The organism is Eudoraea chungangensis, from assembly GCF_029360665.1.
Taxonomy (GTDB): domain Bacteria; phylum Bacteroidota; class Bacteroidia; order Flavobacteriales; family Flavobacteriaceae; genus Eudoraea; species Eudoraea chungangensis.
The window spans coordinates 194,431-216,685 of record NZ_JARDUB010000003.1; the positions used below are offsets into that span (position 1 = coordinate 194,431).

The 22,255-nt window shown below is 37.6% G+C and carries 17 protein-coding genes and 1 tRNA gene; 14 read left to right on the top strand and 4 right to left on the bottom strand.

What is annotated here, in order from left to right; genetic code table 11:
• The first annotated feature begins 104 nt into the window (after positions 1 to 104).
• The 9 genes from PXG98_RS07675 (at position 105) to PXG98_RS07715 (ending at position 12,280) form a co-directional block, all read left to right on the top strand.
• Positions 105 to 1,730: a DUF1254 domain-containing protein gene (locus PXG98_RS07675; protein WP_276390076.1), complete on the top strand. Its 1,626-nt coding sequence runs from the start codon at positions 105 to 107 to the stop codon at positions 1,728 to 1,730.
• Between the two features lie 62 nt (positions 1,731 to 1,792).
• Positions 1,793 to 2,551: a hypothetical protein gene (locus tag PXG98_RS07680; protein ID WP_276390078.1), complete on the top strand. Its 759-nt coding sequence runs from the start codon at positions 1,793 to 1,795 to the stop codon at positions 2,549 to 2,551.
• Positions 2,552 to 2,734: 183 nt separating this feature from the next.
• The gene (locus PXG98_RS07685) at positions 2,735 to 4,477 is read left to right on the top strand and encodes an arylsulfatase (RefSeq protein WP_276390079.1); all 1,743 of its coding nucleotides are present in this window, start codon (positions 2,735 to 2,737) and stop codon (positions 4,475 to 4,477) included.
• A gap of 545 nt (positions 4,478 to 5,022) precedes the next feature.
• Positions 5,023 to 5,757, top strand: coding sequence for a carboxypeptidase-like regulatory domain-containing protein (locus PXG98_RS07690; protein WP_276390080.1), 735 nt, complete (start codon positions 5,023 to 5,025; stop codon positions 5,755 to 5,757).
• 168 nt (positions 5,758 to 5,925) lie between these two features.
• On the top strand, positions 5,926 to 6,315 hold the full coding sequence (locus PXG98_RS07695) for a DUF4345 domain-containing protein (RefSeq protein ID WP_276390081.1): 390 nt from the start codon (positions 5,926 to 5,928) through the stop codon (positions 6,313 to 6,315).
• Positions 6,316 to 6,836: 521 nt separating this feature from the next.
• Positions 6,837 to 7,547: a DUF1028 domain-containing protein gene (locus PXG98_RS07700; RefSeq protein WP_276390082.1), complete on the top strand. Its 711-nt coding sequence runs from the start codon at positions 6,837 to 6,839 to the stop codon at positions 7,545 to 7,547.
• A gap of 181 nt (positions 7,548 to 7,728) precedes the next feature.
• Entirely contained in the window at positions 7,729 to 9,720 is a 1,992-nt protein-coding gene (locus PXG98_RS07705) for a S9 family peptidase (protein WP_276390084.1), read from the top strand.
• Positions 9,721 to 9,968: 248 nt separating this feature from the next.
• On the top strand, positions 9,969 to 11,270 hold the full coding sequence (locus PXG98_RS07710) for an amidohydrolase (RefSeq protein ID WP_420909562.1): 1,302 nt from the start codon (positions 9,969 to 9,971) through the stop codon (positions 11,268 to 11,270).
• A gap of 356 nt (positions 11,271 to 11,626) precedes the next feature.
• Complete coding sequence (locus tag PXG98_RS07715; protein WP_276390087.1) at positions 11,627 to 12,280, top strand: CPBP family intramembrane glutamic endopeptidase; 654 nt, start codon at positions 11,627 to 11,629, stop codon at positions 12,278 to 12,280.
• Positions 12,281 to 12,535: 255 nt separating this feature from the next.
• On the opposite strand, the gene PXG98_RS07720 is transcribed toward PXG98_RS07715, so the two are convergent.
• The 4 genes from PXG98_RS07720 to PXG98_RS07735 all read right to left on the bottom strand — a co-directional run bounded on the left by PXG98_RS07720 (position 12,536) and on the right by PXG98_RS07735 (position 16,223).
• Positions 12,536 to 12,609, bottom strand: a tRNA-Pro gene (locus PXG98_RS07720).
• Positions 12,610 to 12,764: 155 nt separating this feature from the next.
• Entirely contained in the window at positions 12,765 to 13,211 is a 447-nt protein-coding gene (locus tag PXG98_RS07725) for a DoxX family membrane protein (RefSeq protein ID WP_276390089.1), read from the bottom strand.
• Between the two features lie 7 nt (positions 13,212 to 13,218).
• The gene (locus PXG98_RS07730) at positions 13,219 to 14,106 is read right to left on the bottom strand and encodes an IPT/TIG domain-containing protein (RefSeq protein ID WP_276390091.1); all 888 of its coding nucleotides are present in this window, start codon (positions 14,104 to 14,106) and stop codon (positions 13,219 to 13,221) included.
• An 11-nt stretch (positions 14,107 to 14,117) separates the two neighbouring features.
• Positions 14,118 to 16,223, bottom strand: a complete 2,106-nt coding sequence (locus PXG98_RS07735) for a TonB-dependent receptor plug domain-containing protein (protein WP_276390093.1) — start codon at positions 16,221 to 16,223, stop codon at positions 14,118 to 14,120.
• A gap of 101 nt (positions 16,224 to 16,324) precedes the next feature.
• On the opposite strand from PXG98_RS07735, the gene PXG98_RS07740 reads away from it, so the two are divergent.
• The 5 genes from PXG98_RS07740 to PXG98_RS07760 all read left to right on the top strand — a co-directional run bounded on the left by PXG98_RS07740 (position 16,325) and on the right by PXG98_RS07760 (position 22,227).
• Positions 16,325 to 17,251 (top strand): DUF6607 family protein, encoded by a 927-nt coding sequence (locus PXG98_RS07740; protein ID WP_276390094.1) that lies wholly within the window; start codon positions 16,325 to 16,327, stop codon positions 17,249 to 17,251.
• Position 17,252: 1 nt separating this feature from the next.
• The gene (locus PXG98_RS07745; RefSeq protein WP_276390095.1) at positions 17,253 to 17,789 is read left to right on the top strand and encodes an FMN-binding protein; all 537 of its coding nucleotides are present in this window, start codon (positions 17,253 to 17,255) and stop codon (positions 17,787 to 17,789) included.
• A complete protein-coding gene (locus PXG98_RS07750; protein WP_276390097.1) occupies positions 17,786 to 18,280 on the top strand; it encodes a hypothetical protein in 495 nt (164 codons plus the stop codon). Before PXG98_RS07745 ends, PXG98_RS07750 begins: the two co-directional genes overlap by 4 nt.
• Before the next feature lie 141 nt (positions 18,281 to 18,421).
• Positions 18,422 to 20,860, top strand: a complete 2,439-nt coding sequence (locus PXG98_RS07755; RefSeq protein ID WP_276390099.1) for an arylsulfatase — start codon at positions 18,422 to 18,424, stop codon at positions 20,858 to 20,860.
• A gap of 191 nt (positions 20,861 to 21,051) precedes the next feature.
• A complete protein-coding gene (locus PXG98_RS07760) occupies positions 21,052 to 22,227 on the top strand; it encodes an MFS transporter (protein ID WP_276390101.1) in 1,176 nt (391 codons plus the stop codon).
• The last annotated feature ends 28 nt before the right edge of the window (positions 22,228 to 22,255 follow it).

Here is a 22,255-nt window from a genome sequence, read left to right on the forward strand (position 1 = left end):
AATACAGTTAATTTTTTTCCTACTCGTTCTGGATTACTATATTAGATGTTTAAGCACGTAAATGACCCAACTTACTAACCTAGAAAGGAATTAAAAAAACACACATGAAACACCAAAATTTTCTCTTTGTCCCCCTAGTCCTCTTAATGGGATTGGGAACCATTTTCGCTCAAGAAAAAAGAATCTATAAACCTATTGATGAATCTGTACCAACAAATGAGTTTATAGATTCAAAAATTGGAAAACTCAAATTCCCATTGGGTTACCCTACAGATAAAACAGCACAAATGTTAGAAGACGAAATGCTCTACATTAACGCTGTGAACAGTTATAACAACACTATTCAAGGAGCCTCGTTATGGGCTTTGCGTAAAGGTTTTGCCGAACTAGGTGTTAAAGACGGTGAGTTTATCATTTCACCCGAAATGGTAGATGGAAAAAGTCTTATGCTAACCGCTAACATGGACACCTATTATTTCTGGGGTAACTTAGACTTATCGGATGGGCCATTGGTAGTGGAAACTCCTCCCGACGTGCTGGGCATATTTGATGACTTTTGGTTTAACTGGATTTCTGATTTTGGCTTAGCAGGGCCCGACAGAGGTAAAGGAGGCAGATTTTTACTTGTGCCGGAAGGTTATGAAGGCAACTTACCGGAAGGTGGTTATTATATAAGATATTCAAAAACCAATCTTGTTACCATGCTAGGTCGAATGTTTTTGGTAGATAACTCCACAGAAACCAGTGACAAAATTATAAAGGAGTACATGAAAATTTATCCATACGTTGAAGGTGGGGAAGGCACAAGTGTGTCTAGCTATTTAAATGGCAACGGTAAATTGGCTCCACTTAGTAAACCAATACAGCCGAGGTTAGTAGATGTTTCTGGCAAAGATTTTAACACCTTACCTCCTGCTAACTACAGACACTTCATATATATTAATGAATTAATCCAAAGCCAGCCTGCCGGAGCTATCAGTCCAGAAATTGCAGGGCAATTAGCGGCAATTGGTATTGTGAAGGGAAAAGATTTCAACCCTGACGAAAGAACAAAGTTAATTCTTGATAAGGCCGTTAAAGTAGCAAACGCTTATTCAAGAACTGCGGCGGTAGGCGCCTTGCCAAGTAAAAAATTTAGATATTATGATGAAGGTTCATCGTGGTGGAACCCTCTTTTTGAAGGGGGCTATTTATTCAACACACCTCCACCAGAAATTGGAAAAGAGGGCGAAATAATACCTTATGAAAGTGATGGTGCAAGAAAAATAACAGCGCGAACTTCTTTTTTCTACCTCGCGACTGGTATTACTCCTGCAATGTGCATGCGTTTAACCGGGATTGGCTCACAATATTTAGTGGGTAATATAGATTCAGAAGGCAATGTTTTGGACGGTGGTAAGACATATAAACTTACTCTGCCAAAAGGTATTCCACAAGAAAGGTTTTGGTCTACAACGGTGTACGACAATCAGACACGTTCCATGATTCAAACGGACCAAAGGTATCCCCGGGCAGGTAGTCAGTCCTTCCCAACACCGGCTGCGGAAGAAAACCCTGATGGTTCCATTACATTGTATTATGGCCCCGATAAACCAAAAGGGGTAGCTGATGGCAATTACATTAAAACAAAGCCCAATAATGGTTGGTTCCAAATTATTAGATGTTACTCCCCTACCAGTGGATTCTTCGACAAGTCGTGGCAGCCGGGTGAGGTAGAACTTGTAAAATAGAAATAAAGAGCATTATGCTCTTTATTTCAGAGTTGTGTTTCATTATAACCAACCGCTAACTTATGATAAAATTCTTTAGAAAAATTAGACAAGATTTACTTTCCAAAGGAAAAACAATAAAGTATTTCAAATATGCAATTGGAGAGATTTTTCTTGTCGTTATTGGGATTTTGATTGCGTTGTGGTTAAACAACCTTAATCAAGTGAGTAATAAAAACCAAGAAAGGCAAAAGTTAAAAATATCGTTGATTAAAGAATTACGGGAAAATAGAAATTCATTCAGTAACTATAAAAATTATGTAAATGAGTGTAATAAGAAAAACATAATAATTTTAAATATTTCCGCAGGAAAACAAACAGATTTACCCATTGATTCGATTAGAAAATATGTGGTAAATATGTTTCCTATTCGCACTTTGGGATTTAATGAATCAGTTCGTAAATCAACTAATTCTGCCGGTAAGTTAGATTTATTAACTATGAAAGAAGGTAAAGCAATAGCAGATTATGAATCGAGCGTTGAAAATTATAAAGAAGCACGAAAAATAAATACGATTTGGAAAGAAAGTAATAGACAAATGTTTAGTTATTTATCAGTTTTCGAACAGAGAATTAACCAAAACTTAGAAATAAGACTTCCGAATATGACTTTAGTGAATCACTCTGACTATGACTTGTCAGATAAAGAGTTTATTGATTACTTACAAAACATAGAAACTTACACAAAACTCAAAGATATATTTATTAGTACCACAGTTGATATTACCTGGTTAGAATCAATTATTGAAGATATTGATAAAACCATTGAAGTATTACAATAATGGACTCATTAATTAAAATAACGAAAGCGCAACAATGGCTATAATTAATTGCTTGTTCTCGCCTACTTCTGAAAATCCTCGCGGATTTTCTATTCGGTTTGCATTTGCTAAATTAGCGACTTAAAACACCTAACTAAACCTATTCTAGACCGTTGGCATTAATTATTCAAATGAATTGAATATATGAAACAAATAATTTACACAATGATTGCGCTATTCCTATTAGTAAGTTGCAATCAATCGGAAAAAAAAGAAAATACAGCTCAAACAGAGAAACCATTAAATGTTCTCTTATTGGTTGGAGATGATATAGCTTTTGGAGATTTGGGTATATATGGATCTGAAATCAAAACTCCAAACTTCGATCGTTTAGCTGATGCAGGAATCCGATTCTCGAATTTTCATGCTTCTCCTGTTTGTTCTGTAACCCGTTCTATGCTGTTAACAGGATGTAATAATATTGAGATTGGACTGGGATCTTTTGATTACTCGTTTTATCCGGACTCAAAAGGTAAGCCTGGCTATGAAGGATATTTAACAGACAATGCTGTTGCTATTACACAACTTTTTAAAGACGAAGGTTACGAAGTGTGCAAAGTGGGTAAATGGCATCTAGGCGGCGAAGCCGCAGGTGGTAGAGGGCCTTTAGAGTGGGGCTTTACCAAAGAATTTGGAATTCTCTCAGGAGGTTCAAACCATTGGAATAACCTGCGGATGACACCAGACTTTAGCGACCCAGACTACATGAATAAAAAATTTGAGGAACATTGGACATTGAATGGAGAAAAATACGAGCGCCCAGAAGGCATTTATTCTGGTGAATTATACACCAACCAAATGTTAGAATTTATAAAAGCTGCGCAATCACAAGATAAACCATGGTTCTCATACATGGCGTTTACAACTGCCCACTTCCCAATTCAGGCACCGCCTGAATTGATTGAAAAACACTATCAGTTTTACCTTGACAAAGGTTATGAAGGCTTGAAGCAATTCCGCTATGAGCGCTTAAAAATGAATGGCCTTATTTCAGAGATGGCAGATCCTTCTCCCGAGAATGATCTTGTGAAAAAATGGGCAGAATTAAGTCAGGAGGAAAAAGAATATCAAGCGAAAGTATTTGCAACCTATGCGGCAGAAATCGAGGATCAAGACAACAGAATCGGGCAGGTGCTCGATTATCTGAAAGAATCAGGACAGCTTGACAATACATTGATTGTATATGTTTCAGACAACGGTCCTGAAGGAATGGAAGCCGAAAATCCAAAGACAGGAAATCAAGATTTCGGCAAATGGATTGCAAACAACTATGACACTTCTTTTGAGGCCATCGGTACGGCAAATTCAAGTAATTACATTGGAACTTCATGGGCTAATGCAGCAACAGGCGGCTTGTCCTGGTGGAAATGGTTTATAGGAGAAGGTGGTGTTCGTGTTCCTATGGTAATTGTACCTCCAGGTGCCATGAACAACAAATATGAACGAGCCGGCGAGATCAGTAATGTAGTTATGTCTGTGAAAGACATCCCAATGACTATACTAGATTATGCGGGTATCGCTCATCCTGGAGCCAAGTACAACGGAAAAGATGTTGTGGCACCTACAGGTATAAGTGCTCGCTCTTTTTTAGATGGCAATACCGACCATGTTAGAACAGATGCAGACTGGTATGCCTTTGAGCTTTTTGGCAATGGGTATTTAATGAAGGGTAACTACAAGCTTATGAAAGTTCGCAAAGGGATGTTCGGAGACGGAGAATGGCATTTGTATAACGTTGTAGAAGATCCTTCAGAAAGCATACCTTTGGAGGAAGATTTTCCAGATATGTACAACGAAATGTTGGTATTATATAACGCATATGCAGCTAAACATCAATTGGTCGAAGTTGCCGAAGACTGGAATGCTTTCAAGGCAGCGAGCGAATAAACCTTATTTGGGAAATAAAGAAAGTAGATTTAATAAGTGCGTTTTTTTGATTCTGACGGCTTGTGAAAATCATAATAAGGAAACTGAGAAAAGAAAAATCTGAAATAGATATGTCTCATTGGTACGTGTAGCAAACCCACATTGCTCTTTCAAATGCTAAAAAGGTCTGTGGTGAACTACAAATACACTATACGCCTGCGGAACGTTTTGTAAACACTAATTACAATAAAAATGGGGTTAACGGAAAAAGGGTTAAACGCTTGTTTTTTATTGGCAACTGGATTTAAAGATAATGAGGATGACTCCCAGAATTATAAAAAAGCTAAAACGAATCGACACAATATTTGAGAAGATAAACTAGTACTAGTAAAGAATATCTTCCTACAACAAGGTATAAAAGCAATAGCGGTGTGGATAGACTTAAACTATTTTTTCTGTTAAATTACGTGTATTACATATCACTAATAAGTGCGTATAATAGGCTACTACTTTTATACAAACCGCTATATACAAACACAAATGAATCGTATTAAAAGATGAAAATTATGAAACTAAATTATTTTACCTTGAGCCTAATATTAATTCTTGGGTTTACGTCGTGCAGTGATAGTGAAGATTCAACACCAGACCCCGTAACATCAGCGAACATTATTGGATCCGTAAATCTATATGATGAGGGTACTTCACAAATTGACAACTCTGGAATGACTGTTAAATTAGAAGACACATCATTTTCAGCTACCACGGATGTTCAGGGCGATTTTACTTTGACAAATGTACCCTTTGGAACCTATACAATCATTTATGAAAAAGCAGGATTTGGAACATATAAAAAATTTGATCTAAAACATTCGAATACAAGTTCGTCAACCATTATTACAGAAACGCCGTCAATAGGACAAATGTCTTCGACAGAGATTACCAATATAGCAGTTACCTCAAATACAAGTAATATAATAATATCTGCAACTACAAATCCTGCAGGAAGTAATGGTAATACTCGTTATGTTAGATATTTTCTTTCCGAAAATGCAGACGTCAGTAATGAAAACTACAATTTTTATTCACAAGGGCTTATTTCCCAAATAAATCCTTACGATATTAACTTATCACAAGATGATTTGATTAGTGCTGGCTTTACAACTGGACAAACTATTCATATTAAAGTATATGGCGATTCCTTTTGGAGTAATGAATATAACAACCCTAATTTGCAAATAAAAGTTTTTCCAAATTTGAATATGACTTCAACAAGTTCTGTTTCTTTTGTTGTACCTTAAATCAAATATCAGTAAATAACACAGAATATATGTAATTGCTTGTTCTCTCCTACCTCTGAAAATCAACAAGGATTTCAGCTTGGTGTGTACGTGCAAGTTAACCACTAAATCACGCAGCGAAGCATAACCAAACCATTCCCCAAAAGCTGGACAAAACGATATAAGAAAATGACTAATGAACGTTTACAGCGATTACTATTGTTCATAGCGGCTATAGGATTAATTCCAATTGCTTTAGGCTATGGCTTTTTACCAGAAAAGACGCTAACACCAATTTATGGATTCGATGTTGATAATGTGAATCTAAAACATATAATGAGGGCCGTAATGGGACTGTATATTGGTCATGTGATTATTTGGTTTCTCGGAATTTATAATCCTAAATTTAGAAGACCTGCAATGTACTGCTTGGTTGTATTTATGTTTGGCTTGGCTGGGGGTAGAATTTTAAGTCTTATTGTAGATGGAATTTCACATTGGTTGCTTCTTGTTTATTTACTTTTGGAATTAAGTATTGGGCTCTTAGGATTAAAATTGATTATGAATGAAAAAAAATGATAAGCCAATAGCTAAAAATGGCTATGCTTAATACGAGGCGTAAGGCCTTCTCAAGTGCCAGTTTATTCTTGAAACCCTAAACAGCTGCTATTAAAATTAAAGTTTTTATATGTGCATTGGTATTGTTTAAATTAGAATATAAAACACTAAAAACAGCCAATAAAAACCTTGTTAACTAAGGAAATATAGGACTTCCATCGAAAGGGGTTAAAGTATTCTATTAAGACATAAGGCTTAAATAGATTAAAAACAAACCAGTAGAACTTGTAGTTGAAGAATAAAAAGCTTTTATAGAAAACACTTCTATCAACATTGGCCATAAGTAATTGCACGTTCTCGTCTTCCTTGTCTGTACCTACAGAGTTAAGTCCTAATCCCCGTAACTTATTATAGCCGATAGCCTTGGTGGAAATATCTCATGTAAATCAAAGCTTTTCCATGCAGTAAGCTAAGTCGGAAACTGTAACAAATTTGTATTCGCTTTGTCTGTAATACATATCGCAACACTAAATTTCCAAAATATGAAGAAAATAGAAATCTCTGTTTTAATACTACTAACTTCACTATTTTCTACACAATGCTATGCTACCTGGTCTATTATTGCCGTTGACAGAAAAACGGGAGAAATTGGAATTGCAGGTGCTTCATGTACTTTTGATGTATCCGGAATTGCGTCTATCGAACCTGAAAAAGGTGCCATTGTAGTGCAAGCAGCAAGTAATTATTTTGCTCGGATGAAAGGAGTCTCGCTTATGGAAAACAATGCTTCCGCACAAGAAATATTGAATGCTATGAAAGAAAAACGTTTCGAACCAGAACAGCAGCAATATGGTGTAATATTATTGAAAGAAGGTACAAGCCCTTTGGTATATTCCGGAACTGAAATTGCGGATTGGAACGGTCAAATGATTGGGGAAGATTTTGCAGTTATGGGAAATATACTTTTGGGGGAACAGGTTGTTAAAAAAGCCTTTGATGCCTTTAATCAAAATAGGGATAAATCTTTAGCTGAGCGCTTAATGCTTGCACTCAAAGCTGGAGAAGAAAATGGCGGAGATAAAAGGTGCAAAACACAATATGCAAGATCCGCTTTTATAATGGTATACAAACCCGAAAATGGAGCTATTCTAAAGCTAGCGGTTCAAGGTTTAAAAAAGGGAGGTAAACCCGCTGTAACAATGCTAAATAAACAATTTGATTTTTGGCGCAAAGAAGAAAAAGGCAAAGGTTAAAAACTACCGCCAACACCCTGTATATTCATTACTACTACTCAATTACATACGTAACCCGATAGTTATCGTAACTCTCGGATTTTCCATTCGGTATGTATTTGGTAATTTAGTTCCCGAATCACCTAACGAAGTCAGATACATGAGCTTTAGTGGTCATTATCAATTTCTAAATCATCACAAAATGAAAAACCTAAAACTAACACCCCTACTAACATTTTGCGCTTTAATAATTTTTGTTGTTCCAAACTTCAATAAAGTTTTAGCCCAATCTTCTAATCTTACACTTGAACACTTTGACGTGGCAGTCAGTCTGAGTAGCCCGAGGATTAGTCCTGATGGAAAGAAAATATTACTTATCGTTAGAAAAGCTGACTTTGAAAAAAATGAATACATCAATACATTATGGATGGTTAATAAAAGTACAAAAGAAGCTACGCCACTTACCTACAATAGACCTTCCGTAAATTTGCCAGAATGGTCTCAAAATGGCCAGCATATAACGTTCTTGGCTAAAGGGAACAATGAGAAACGACAAATTTTTACGCTGCCAGTGCATGGGGGGGAAGCCCAACAGATAACGAATAGTAAAATGGGGGTCATTACCTACAAGTTGAGCCCAGATGGTCATTTATTTGCTTTTGTTCAAAAGGACTCTTTAGAAGAAAAAAAAGGAATTGAAAAGCACAACAAATCCTTCGAAGTTGGCAATGATTGGTATTTGGCGAAAGAGGCGGCAGTGGCATCGCACATTTGGATTTGTTCCAATGAAGGTAAAAATGAATATCAGTTAACATCAGGAGAAGTTGGATACAACAATTTTACTGGAAGCTTTAATTGGTCTTTTGATAGTAAAGAATTAGTTTATATCGAACAGCCCAAACCACATTCAGGTGCGTTTTTAAACAGTTCATTACAACTAATAAATTTAGAATCTAAGAAAGCTATTACGCTAGACAAAGGTCCTGGCGTACCGACAAATCCCTCTTTTTCAAGAGATGGGTCTACTATTTTATATAGCAAATCCATGGGAAAAGAACCATTTTTTAATCCTCACGGACTATTTTCGGTTAGTGCTAATGGCGTTAAAAATGACAATATAATTCTCGATATCGATCGTGATATTTTCAGTCATCTCTCGTTTTCTGACCAGAGTTTCCTAGTCGGAGCTCCCGATAAAACTAAAGTAAGCTTATGGAAGGGGCAACTAGACGGCAATTATAAGAGTCTCAATACAAATGGAGTTATTCCATCACTTAACAATATGGATATAGGACAATCTGATGAAATTGTATTTATCGGTTCTACCTCAAGCGAAGCATCAGAATTGTATTACATGAAAGATTATAGTAGCATTCCAGAAAAGATTACTTCATTTAATGATACTATTTCACAATTAAATTTAGGTAAAGTTAGTTCCGTAAATTGGAAAGGTGAGGACGGCTTTTACGAAGATGGGGTAATCACCTATCCACCTGATTTTTCATCAAATAGAAAATACCCCTTGGTGTTATACATCCATGGAGGACCTATGGGCTCTTCGATAGAAAGCTTTAATTTCTTTGCTCAAGCTCTGGCCGCAAAGGGATGGATTGTTTTCCAGCCTAACTACAGAGGCAGTAACAATCTGGGCAAAGCATATCAAAGTTCGGTTATTAACGATGCTGGTGAAGGACCAGGAAAAGATGTTATGGCGGGAGTTAAAGCGGTTAAGGAATTGGGTTTTATTGATGAAAGTAAAATCGCCGTGTCTGGATGGTCTTATGGCGGCTTCATGACTGTTTGGCTTACCTCTCATTTTCAAGGATGGAAAGCAGCTGTTGCCGGAGCTGCTGTTACAGACTGGTTTGATTGGTATAATATGGCAGATTTGAATGTATGGTCTGGCTATGGTCTGGGTGGTTCACCATGGCTTAATGATAATGCTGAAAATTATCGCAGGCAATCACCAATAACCTATGCACACCAAATTAAAACCCCTACCTTGATTCTATCTAATACGTTGGATCAAAGAGTAACAGTTACGCAATCCTTTAAATTATTTCACAACTTAAAGGACAATGGCGTGGAAACAAAATTTATCGCCTATCCAATTCCAGGTCATTTTCCACAAGATCCGGTACATAGAAAAGATGTCTACAAGCAGTGGATATCATGGATAGCACATCATTTTTAATAAAAAGACAATTTTTAAAACCATAAAACAGCTTCCCCTAAAAAAATAAACGCCCTTAAAGAGGCATTTATTCAAACCGTTGCGCTCCTTTAGACTAAACTCAAGTTAATTAATTGTTTTACCTTTCCATAAATCGAAATACCAACCAAAAACAAAAGATTAAATCCTTTAGAAAAATGCGTAATCCTAAATGCCTTAAAGAGATGGTAATTATTACCAACAAGTCAAACTTTAAATACCCTTTAAAAATGCTATCATTGTTCATCTTGATGCTTTATTCGACCTTAACTACAGCACAAATAAAAGATTATAGTGAAGTGGTCACTAAAAAAGCAGATAAGATTGAGCAGAAAGTCATCGATTGGCGACATGATATCCACCAAAATCCAGAATTGGGAAATCGTGAATTTCGCACAGCGGCCTTAATAGCCAAACATTTAGAATCAATTGGTATAGATGTACAAACAAAAGTAGGTGTGACAGGCGTTGTTGGAATTCTTAAAGGAGACCTGCCAGGTCCGGTTGTAGCACTTCGAGCAGACATGGATGCCCTGCCTGTTGAAGAAAAGAATGACTTAGCATTTGCCTCAAAGGTAAAAACCATGTACAATGGTAAAGAAACTTCTGTAATGCACGCCTGCGGACATGATGGTCATGTGGCTATTTTAATGGGGGTTGCTGAAATACTTTCTGAGCTGAAAAGTGATTTAAAAGGAACCGTGAAATTCATTTTTCAACCCGCTGAAGAGGGTCCACCCAAAGGAGAAGAAGGCGGAGCCTATTTAATGGTAAAAGAGGGGGTGCTTGAAAATCCCAAAGTAGATGTCATTTTTGGACTACATATGGATGCTTTAACCGAAGTTGGACAAATCACCTATAAACCAGCTGGTATTATGGCAGGTGTCAACGATATGAAAATTACCGTTAAAGGAAAACCCGCACATGGTTCATCTCCATGGTTTGGCATTGACCCTATAGCGGTTTCCGCCCAAATCATCACGAACCTGCAGACTATTGTAAGTCGTAATGTCGCATTGACGGACAATGCTGCGGTTGTAACCATAGGTGCCATCAATGGGGGAAATCGAAGCAATATCATTCCTGAACAGGTAGAAATGTTAGGTACAATCAGAACCTTGACTGACGCCGATGAAGCTTTTGTACTAAGAAGAATAAGAGAAGTTGTGGAATTTACTGCAAAAGCTGCTGGAGCAAGTGTTACCCTAGAGCTTCCCTACTCTGTACGTTTTCCAGTAACCTACAACAATGAAAGTTTAACAAAAATGATGTTGCCCACTTTAGAAAAATCTGCCGGAAAGGATAATGTCTCTCTGATTCCTGCCATTACCGGTTCAGAGGATTTTTCATTCTTTGCTGAACAAGTGCCCGGATTGTATTTTTTCGTGGGTTCAACAACCAAAGGAGCAAATATGAAAACCATAGGGGATCATCATACGCCACAATTTCTCATGGACGATAAATCGTTTAAGACAGGTGTCAAAGCAATGTGTAATTTGGTGTTTGATTATATGGAAAAAAATACGCAATAAAAGACAAGGCATTTATTCTAAAATAAAGAAGTAGTGAAAGTGCTCTTAACAAAGCGTAATAAGAAATTGAATAACGGGATTACAGCACTGAATAATTGTAATTACGGCAGATTAGACTATCCTTCGACAAGCTAAGCACAAGCTAGAATCCCCTCGAAATTACTAAAGTCTGAGCCATACCGAAAACATGTGCTAATGTAACCCGTGACTGATGGCTATACTAGAACTTTTTGTTCATTAAACAAAAATGATTATTCAGCTATTATTTTGATACCATTCAGTAAAAATTAGCCGTAAAGCCTCATTTTTATTGCATTATCATTTTTACTTCGTTTAAAATTAAAAACGATAAAAAAATGAATAAAGCATTTTTAAGCACGAAATTAACAGCGGTAATTGCAATAATTCTTTGTTGTGGTTTATATCTAACGGGGTATTTTCAAATCATCTTTGCTGCTTTAATAGTATTAATAGCAAGTGCTATAGAATACCGAAAAAAACTTTTTAGCGCTTTGGGTTTTCAGCGTAAAAAAACAACTCTAAAAAGTCTTTTTATTCATGCCCCACTGATAGGTATTGCATTATTCTTATTCTACGGCTATATAATGATACCAATTGTTACTTATCTTACAGGAAAACCTATGGATTTTTCTGTATTTGAACAATTTAAAGGCGACCTATCTGCAACGCTTAGTTTGTTACTCTTTATTTGGATTTCAGCCGCATTTGGAGAGGAAATTGTATTCAGAGGGTATTTAATGAAACAGTTTACTAAGTTTTTTGGATCAGGTAAAATCAGCTTAGTAATTAATATTATTCTTTTTGGATTTCTCTTCGGCCTCATACATGCCTATCAAGGTATCAGTGGGCAGATTTTATCTGGTATCATAGGTATGCTTTTGGCTCTTATATTTCATATTAGAAAGAACGATTTATGGTTCAATATTGTTCTTCATGGTTGTTTTGACACTGTTGCAGTAGTATACATATACCATGGTTGGGCTTTATAATAAAAAACAAAGCCTATGTGTAACAATACATAAGAAAAGATATCGTGGTTTGGGACAGCTTTAAGATCTATGCTTATTTACAAAGTTTCCAATTATGAAACCTGGTATTTACAATAAAAATGATTAAAGCAAAACATTATATTAAGCTTAATATCAAACTGAAACGTAACGCTTATCACCTACCCTACGTTTCTTATACTGAACGTTGTGAAAAACAAAAAAAGTGATTTGCTTTACAAATCACTTTTGGTTAAGTCGGGATGACAGGATTTGAACCTGCGACCACACGGCCCCCAGCCGTGTGCGCTACCAGACTGCGCCACATCCCGAAACGGATGCAAATATAAAACAATAGTTCAGAAATAATAGCGAAGCCTTTCATTAAAAATTAAGTTATCATTTTTCTGATAACCAGAGTGATTTTAATTTAATCTGCCATTAGGAAGCTATTTAAAATATGTATTCTTCCAGTTTTATAAGAAGACTACCATTCTTTAATCCAGACTAAATGCTTCCAGTTTTTGTATTCTTTTAATACCAAAATAATATTTGCCAGAAACAACCCTCCGGTTTGCATAAGTTCTTTCAGTTCGTCGCCCTCCAAAAACCAGTGAAAAAGGAATATATGTAAGGTAATTGGCAGTAAAAAAAGGGCGCCGATAAAGCTGCTTCCTTGCAAAAGTAGAAGTAGTCCAAAAAGTAACTCACAAATACCCAAAACTTGCCAAAAATAGCCTGTTTGTTTAGCTCCACTTATATAGAGAATTTTCTGAAGGGTATTTTCCTTTTCAGGTGCTGTAAACTTCTGGGCTTTTTCAACCACTTCCACAGGGCTAGGTAGGGGCTTACGAAACTTTTGTACGCCACCGTACAACATAAATCCGCCTAAAAAAAGGCGGATTAAAATATAAAATAGGACAGATGTTTTCATAACTGTTTTATAATGAGGTTTCTCCTTGGTTTGGATTATAAACATAATTAAAGGTGTACACTCTGGATTCATCCATAAAAGCATCAGGTTGTGCCGGAGCATCCCGGTAATAACTCAATATTTCCACCTTAGCGTAATATCCATCGTGGGTGCGGATTACCAATATTTTACCGGGAATGGGGGTCACGGTAAAAGTAGCCGGGTTGTAATTATACCATCCTTCATCACTGCCTTGAGGCACGGCAAAACTACCATCGGCATCTTGAAGATAAGTGATTCCTGCAGCAGAAGTAAGATCGGAAAATATACCGTTCTCAATTGCTATTCCGGCATTTCCATTGCGTACTGGTTCTTCTGCTGTACCGGTAGCCACACCGCCATTTACAGCTATGGTAGTTCCCCTAAAAGCAATATCCCAGTCTGTTTCAGAATCTGTAACGGCCCCGGTTGCGAAACTAAACTTGGTAAAAGGACCTCCTATGGGTTGGCCCTGTCCTCCGGTTTGTGGTGCTTCCAAATTCTGTACTGTATTAGCTACTAATTCGGATAATACCGTAAAATTGGAGGGAGCTACCTTGGCAAAACCGTTGGCAACTACCTCTACTTCCCCCGAAGATCCTCCTTCTGGGACCGAGGTAATGATTTCCGTGCTACTGGCCGAAATAATGTTGGCCATGGTTCCTCCAAAACTTATGTCTATTGCAGAAGCCTCGGAAGGAAAATTACTTCCCGTAAGCGTAACCTGTGTTCCTACCATGCCTGTTTCCGGGTTAATAGAAGTGATATTAAACTCGGTAATGGTTTCACCAGAGTCATCACTACTACAGTTTATTAAACTTAAAGTGGCACATAAAATTCCTAAGATTCTAAGGGGTGTTTTTAAAATAGTTTTCATTGTTATTAAGGTTAAAATTGAATATTAATTTTTGTGAATAATTGTATTCCAGGGTTTATTATTGTATTAGTATCTGCTGCTCCCAAAGGATTAGTACCTTGAAAGTTCAAAAGGTTATTGGCACCAATTTGTATCTGATAATGTTTAAAAAACGTTTTACCTAAAGCAAGGTTTACCAGTGCATAACCTTCTACAAAGGAGTTATCATAGGTATCCAATACGTCGTTTCCGTTGCTGTCTGTTAAACCAAACTTACTTCTGTAGGTAAGCCGTAAATTGGCATAACTATTCCATTTCGGAATTTCATAAAAGGCTTTAAAATTGACAGTATGCCTAGAGCGATTTTCTAAGCCAAAATAGTCTTCCCTTGTAATCCGGATAGTTTCAAATGTCTCGGGATCTCGGGCAAAAACTTCTCCATTATCAATGGCTTGTAGTTTATCTTTGTCATAGGCATACAATAGCTGATACCCTGCCGAAACATCCAGGTTGGGAAGGAGTTTATACTTTAAATCAAGTTCTATTCCTTGCGTATAAACTCTTTCCCGATTTATATAGCCAAATACATTCTGCCCATTGGTTTTGGCGGCAAGAATTCTGGTATCAATAAGGTTTCTAAAGTCATTTCTAAATAAATTTAACTCCGAGGATAGTTTATTTTGTCTGTAGACCAGTCCAAAATTGTAGCCCACAGAACTCTCTGCTTCTAGAGGCTCTCCAAGGTCTGAAAGTTCAACCTGAAGAGATGCAATTTCATCGTTGGCCTGAAGCCGTTGTATTCCGGCAAGTTCTACTTCTTTTCCAAAGACACTATACCCGCCACCGGCAACATTGGAAAAATCCAGATACAATTGCCTAAAATCCGGAGCTTTAAAGCCACTACCCACAGAAGCCTTTAAAGAAAACTGGGGATTAATATCGTATTTGGCGGAAACTTTTGGACTTAGCTGGGAATTGTAAACGCTATGATTGTCAAATCGAGCTCCTAGAATAAGATTTAACTTTTCTAATGGCTTAAAGTCGTACTGCGTAAAGAGGTATTGCGAATTAAAGCTTACCCTTTCTGCAAAAAGGGAGCGGTCTAAACTTTCAAAATTACTTCCTGCGCCAGCAGTGAGGGTGTTTTTTGGCTGAAAGGCGTAATTAAAGCGAATTTCTGGTCGTAACAACTGTTGATCGAAGTTGTTTTCTATAAATAATTCGTCATCAATAGGATCTGAAATACGTTCGTCGGTTTTGTAGTTGGTGTAATAAAATTCATATTGAAAGGAAGCCTTTTCGGAAGCCTGATGGTTAATTTGTATTTGGACATTAGCATCTTCCTCCTCGCTCATATCAGCATCTAGTTGAAACTCTTGTGTAAAGTATCTGCCACTAACAAAAGCGTCCAAAGCCTGTGTAATATCCAAATAAAGACGGGCATTTAAGGTATAGTTTTCGAAAGGATTAACCGTCTGTCCTGCTGTGGATGGTGTTAGGTCGTACCCATCCGTACTTAGGCGGTCAAAAAAAAGAGAATAGCCCACTTTATCAAGACGTTGCTCCAGACTTATATTCGTATTCTGGTTATTGAAGCTCGCAAATCGATGCGATATCTGTCCAGAAATTTTATCTGATGATGGTTTCTCGGTAATAATATTAATAACGCCACCGAGGGCCTCAGAACCAAAAAGGCTTGAAGAAGGCCCTTTAACTATTTCCACTTGCTTAATATTTCCAACAGCGAGCCTACTTAGGTCTAAATTCCCTGAACTTCTGCCAACTACCGGGACACCATCAATTAAAACAAGTACATAGTCAGATGAAATACCCTGTATTTGTACTCCTTCTCCTCCCCCAATGGTAGCATCAGGGGTCATAATTATCCCCGTTTGTTCATTGAGTATCTCATCTAAACGGGTTACTCCGGTTTGCTGAATTTGCGTTTTGCTTATTAGAGTCACAGGCAAGGGTAGTGAAGATAATTGTCTAAGTGTTCGCGTAGCGGTTACAACTACTTCGTCCAGATCTTGAGGCAGAATACTGTCATTTTCTTGCTCATAAGATTGCTGTGCAAAGGCCTGTTGCAAAAAAAATATTAAAAAATAATTTAAAATATTATTTTTATTTAGACTCATTCTATATAAATTTGTCGCAAATATATAAGTTATTTTTATTCAGTCTAAATAATAATAAATAAATTTTAATTTTTTTTATTCCAATTACAAACACCTTTAAAATGAAAACAAAAACGATTTTTTTTGCCCTCAGTATTCTTTTTACTATTGGGACAAATGCACAAAACAAAAAAGAACTAGATAAAAAAGCGATCAAAGCTATGTGCGGTTGCTACGATGTTTCTTTTAAGTACACAGAAACTTTTGCGCCAGAAATAGACTATGAAAAAAAACTAGATTATACCGCCTCTGCCTTGGAATTGGCCCTACCCATTTTAGATGAGGAAAACAAGATTTCCATTCAACATTTGTTGGTTGTAAACGATACCATGGTTATAAAACACTGGCGTCAAGACTGGGAATTCGAGAACCAAAACGTATTTACCTATGACAAGGACAACAATTGGATATTTAAAACCTTACCTGAAGAACAGGTAGAAGGACAATGGACACAAAAGGTGTTCCAAGTAGATGACAGTCCTCGGTATTCTGGTTCGGCCACCTGGGTGCATGTTGACGGCAAAAGTTATTGGGAAAACAAAGCCTCTTCTCCTCTTCCTAGAAGAGAATACACCAAAAGAAAAGACTACAATGTAATGAAACGAGGAAACCGACAAGAAATAACATCCTACGGATGGTTACATGAACAAGACAATGATAAAATAATCCGCAAAGACGGGGAAAATGATGTTTTACTTGCACAGGAAAAAGGAATGAACATCTATACTAAAGTAGCTGATAAAAAATGTGCGCTTGCCGTGGAATGGTGGAAAGAGCATAACGAATTCTGGGCATTAGTTAGAGATTCTTGGTCTGAAGTGTACACTAGAGAAGGTGATCTCACCTTAGCGAAAAAAGTGGAAGAGAAACCTCTCTTTATGCATCTTGCTCCCCTAGAGATGAATAATAGTGATAAGGCTAAAATTGATGTAGTACTAAATAAATTTGTGGAAGAGAAAGACCTTCCTCAGAAACTAGAAGGCAAATAATATGTACTTAAAGTTTTTGGCCATGCTATGCATGGCCTTTTTGCTCTTTGGAACAATATCCGATAAAATTTCACCCAGGTTGGAACAAAAGTTTTATGCGGCTATCAAGACCTCCTATACAATTGAAGAATTTGCCCTAGAGGCGGTATTGCCAGATTCTGAAACCAATAGTATCACCCCTTCTTCACTAGGAGAAGATAATTTATTCAAAGTATTTCATAAAGACAGCCTCATTGGATTTGCGTATTTGGGACAGGCACCTAGTATGAAAAATGTTTTTGATTATGTGGTACTATTTAATTCGGACTTTAGCATAAAAAAATCCAAAGTTTTGATTTATAGAGAAGACTATGGCCGGCAGATTGGCAGCCAAAGATGGTTAAAACAGTTTGTTGGTCTAGCACCGCAGCATGAGATAATCTATGGTGAAACCATTGATGCTATTTCCGGGGCAACTATTTCTGCCAAATCGATGACCAAAGCCATAAGCGAAATTTTATTTAGTGTAGAAATACTTCAAGAAAGAAAATTCTTATGATTGAAACGCGCGCTACGATCACCTCTTTTTCAAAGGAGATGAAAACCTTAATTCTTATTTACTTACTAATAACAAGTCTCGGATTCTTATCTGCCTTGCAGTTCGTTAACCTAACCACAGAGGGAAATCCTACCGGGATTGAGGAAAACTATTTAGGCAATGAGCAAGATTTAGAGGCCGCAGAAATGAAATTTGCCAAAAGTGAAAAACAAATTTTAAATATCGTACATGCGCATATGTTATCCCTTTCCATGCTTTTTCTAATCCTGGGAATTTTAGTGTCCTGCACGCCCCTTGGCGGCTCACTGCGAACTATTTTAATATTAGAACCTATGGTTTCTGTTGCAATGACCTTTGGTGGCATCTATCTGTTAACTAAGGGAGTCATGTGGATGAAATACTTAATACTCTTTTCAGGTATAGCTATGGTAATATCCTATATTCTATCTGTTGCTATTGTAGTTTATTGGATCTTAAGAAAGAGCAATTAATTAGTTCTTAAAAACATCTGAACCATGTTTATTGTGAGTTAAATAAATCCTTATCTTTCCATGCAATAAGTAAATTTGGAATTTAAGCGGGGGGATGTTCTAATCGCTGAAGAAGACTAAAAAGAAATATACTAAAAACAAATGAAAGAACCACAAACACTATCGAGCTTATTTAAGCTAATTGGGATATCAACGATCTTAATTGGATTCGTGAGCTGTAATCAAGGTAAAGAAGAAAAAGAAAATAATTCTTCCTTAAAAAACTTTAAAGGAGAAATAAGTCTTGATGTAAGAGATTCTAAATCCGATTGGTCGGCATACACGCCAAAATCGGCACCTGAGGGTGCCCCCAACGTTTTGTTCATCCTCTATGATGATACTGGATTAGGGGCTTGGTCTCCTTATGGAGGAGCAATCAATATGCCTACCATGGAAAAGTTAGCCGCCAATGGGTTAACTTATTCGCAATGGCATACAACGGCCTTGTGCTCTCCTACCCGATCTACTATACAAACGGGTAGAAACCATCATCTTAATGGGATGGCAAGCATCACCGAGACGGCGGATGGATTTCCTGGTGCTAATGGACGAATGGGACCAGAAGTAACACCTTTTTCTAAGATTTTACAAGACAATGGTTACAGTACGTTTTGGATTGGAAAAAACCATAACGTTCCTGAACAAGATGTGGCTTCAGGAGGCAGTAAAAAACAATGGCCGCTTCAAATGGGTTGGGATCGATTTTATGGCTTTATTGGGGGAGAAACTAACCAGTGGTATCCCGATTTAATTGAAGACAACCATTTTGTAGAACAGGAGTACGGCCCGGAAGATGGTTATCACCTCTCCAAAGACCTTGCTGACCACGCATTAGAAATTTTACGCGATCAACAGGCTACAAACCCTTCCAAACCTTGGTATATGTGGTATAATCCTGGAGCGAACCACGCCCCGCATCATGCTCCAGAGGAATACATTGAGAAGTATAAAGGTAAATTTGATGGCGGGTACGATGAATATAGGGAGTGGGTTACGAAAAGAATGATTGAAAAGGGAATATTACCGGAAGGAACGGTAAATACTCCAATGAATCCTATGCGTGAAGATATGGCGCAGCCCATCGATAACGTTAGACCTTGGGATACCTTAAATGACGATGAAAAGAAATTATTTGCAAAAATGGCGGAGGTATATGCAGGATTCTCTGAATATACGGATGCCCAGGTAGGGCGTGTTATTGCTTATTTAGAGGAAAGTGGGCAACTAGAGAACACCATTGTAATGTACGCAGCTGATAATGGTGCTTCTGGTGAAGGCTCTCCAAACGGCTCTGTTAATGAGAATAAATTCTTCAATAACTTTCCAGATGAATTGTCTGAAAATATGAAATACATAGACGTTCTCGGAGGTCCGGAAACCTACGAACATTACCCAACTGGTTGGGCGTCTGCGTTTTCAGCACCCTTTAAAATGTTTAAGCGTTATTCACAATATGCAGGTGGCACAAACGATCCTTTGGTAATATCCTGGCCAAAAGGTATAAAGGCAAAAGGTGAAATTCGACATCAATATCACCATTCTGTGGATATTGTTCCTACACTTTTAGAACTAATTGGATTGGAAATGCCGGAAGTCTACAACGGGGTTAAACAGGTACCTCTTTCTGGAGTTTCTATGGCTTATACTTTCGATGCCAAGCCTAATGATCCAACACAAAAGAAAGTACAATATTATTCCATGTTAGGATCTCGAGGTATTTGGAAAGAAGGGTGGAAAGCAGCCGCAGTGCATGCTCCTTTATCCGGCGATGGTAATTTCGACCAGGACGATTGGGAATTATACCATGTGGCAGAAGACAGATCGGAATCCAAAGATCTCGCGAAAGAGAATCCAGAAAAATTACAAGAACTTGTGGATGCCTGGTTTGTGGAAGCTGATAAGAATAATGTATTGCCTTTAGACGATAGAAGTGCCGCAGAAATTTTAACCATCGAAAGACCTTCACAGGAACCTGCGCGTGACAGATATATTTACTATCCTTTTGCAGCACCCGTCCCTGAGGGTAACGCTGTAAATATTAGAGGTCGTTCTTATAAGATATTGGCTAATGTTGAAATTACTAAGGAAGCATCCGGTGTTCTATTCGCACATGGTTCTCGTTTTGGGGGGCATTCCTTATTTATTAAAGACAGCAAGCTCTATTATGTCTATAATTTTTTAGGCATAAGTCCCGAACAGGTCTTTGAATCATCTATAAAACTAAAACCAGGAAAATACACCCTAGGAGTAGAATTCATCAGAGAAAGCGCAGGGGACAAAGGAGAGTCGTTTGGTACCACCAAATTGTATATCGATGAGCAGTTGGTCGCAGAGGGACCCATGAGAACACAACCTGCCAAATTTACCTTATCTGGTGATGGGCTGTGCGTTGGCTATGACAGTGGCGACGGCGTAAGCGAATTCTATCCCAGTCCCAGCAGGTTTAGTGGAGGTAAAATTGGCTTCGTAGGAGTTACGGTTGAGGGAACCCCTTATATTGATTTAGAAGCAGAAGCAAAGCGAATTATGATGAGCCATTAGGATGATTAATTGAATTTAGTTTTAGGGAAGAACAACACAGAAGTTTTACGGAATACCAAGGATATAGGTCTTTCACAAAAAGACGGGATGTTCGCTACGGACTTTTCCAGGTACGCTTTTTATATTGTTAGATTTCTATTTAGTATTCCAATACTTAATTCCACCTTCTAGGCAAATGAATAAAGGTTTGGATGAAATATCTTAGGTTTATACTTCCTATCATCGTAATTGCACAGTTCTGTTGTACGTCTATTTGGTTTGCGGGGAATGCTGTGATGGGAGACCTAGTGGGAAATTATGGGCTGCCTGAAAATGTTTTAGGGCATCTCACCTCAGCAGTACAGATGGGGTTTATAATTGGAACCTTGGTATTTGCCATCTTAACAATTGCGGACCGTTTTTCCCCCTCCAAAGTTTTTTTTACGAGTGCCTTTCTGGCATCCCTTTGTAATCTTGGGATATTGTTGGAGGTTAATAGTCTGCTTAGTATTCTTTTACTTCGCTTTTTTACGGGTTTCTTTCTGGCCGGTATCTATCCAGTTGGAATGAAAATTGCTGCCGATTATTATGATAAAGGATTAGGCAAATCCTTGGGTTTTTTAGTAGGCGCCTTGGTTTTGGGTACTGCGTTTCCACATTTGGCGAAAGAATTAATGGCCGGGCATCCATGGAAATTTGTATTGGTATTAACCTCAACTCTAGCGGTCCTTGGCGGTTTTTTAATGTTCCTGTTGGTTCCAAATGGCCCCTTTAGGGAAGCAGGAAATGGACTAGAACTATCTGCTTTTATAAGGGTTTTCAGAAATCGAAAATTCCGATCCGCCGCCTTCGGCTACTTTGGCCATATGTGGGAATTGTACGCATTTTGGGCATTTGTACCCATTATTCTTAAAACCTATAGTTTTAGTCATTCCGAGGCAATCTTTAATATTCCTCTCTGGTCTTTCCTTACCATAGCAATGGGTGGCTTGGCTTGTGTAATAGGAGGATATTTAGCTCAGATTGCCGGCACCAAACGTATAGCTTTGTTAGCACTACTATTGTCCGCTCTCTGCTGCTTGCTATCTCCCTGGATGTTTACCTTAGCATCGGAAGGTCTATTTCTTGCTTTCCTTCTTTTTTGGGGAATGGTAGTAGTTGCAGACTCTCCTTTGTTTTCAACCCTGGTGGCCAAAAATGCAATGGCAGAAATACAAGGTACAGCACTTACTATTGTAAATTGCATAGGCTTTTCGATAACAATAATCAGTATACAGTTATTAAACCATCTGTATGCAATTACAAATCCCGTGTATATTTATACCATCCTAGCCTTTGGTCCTATTTTAGGTATTTTGGCGTCCTTTGAAAAAAGAAATGTAACTTAATGGCTATGAAGTTTATAGCTTAGTCATC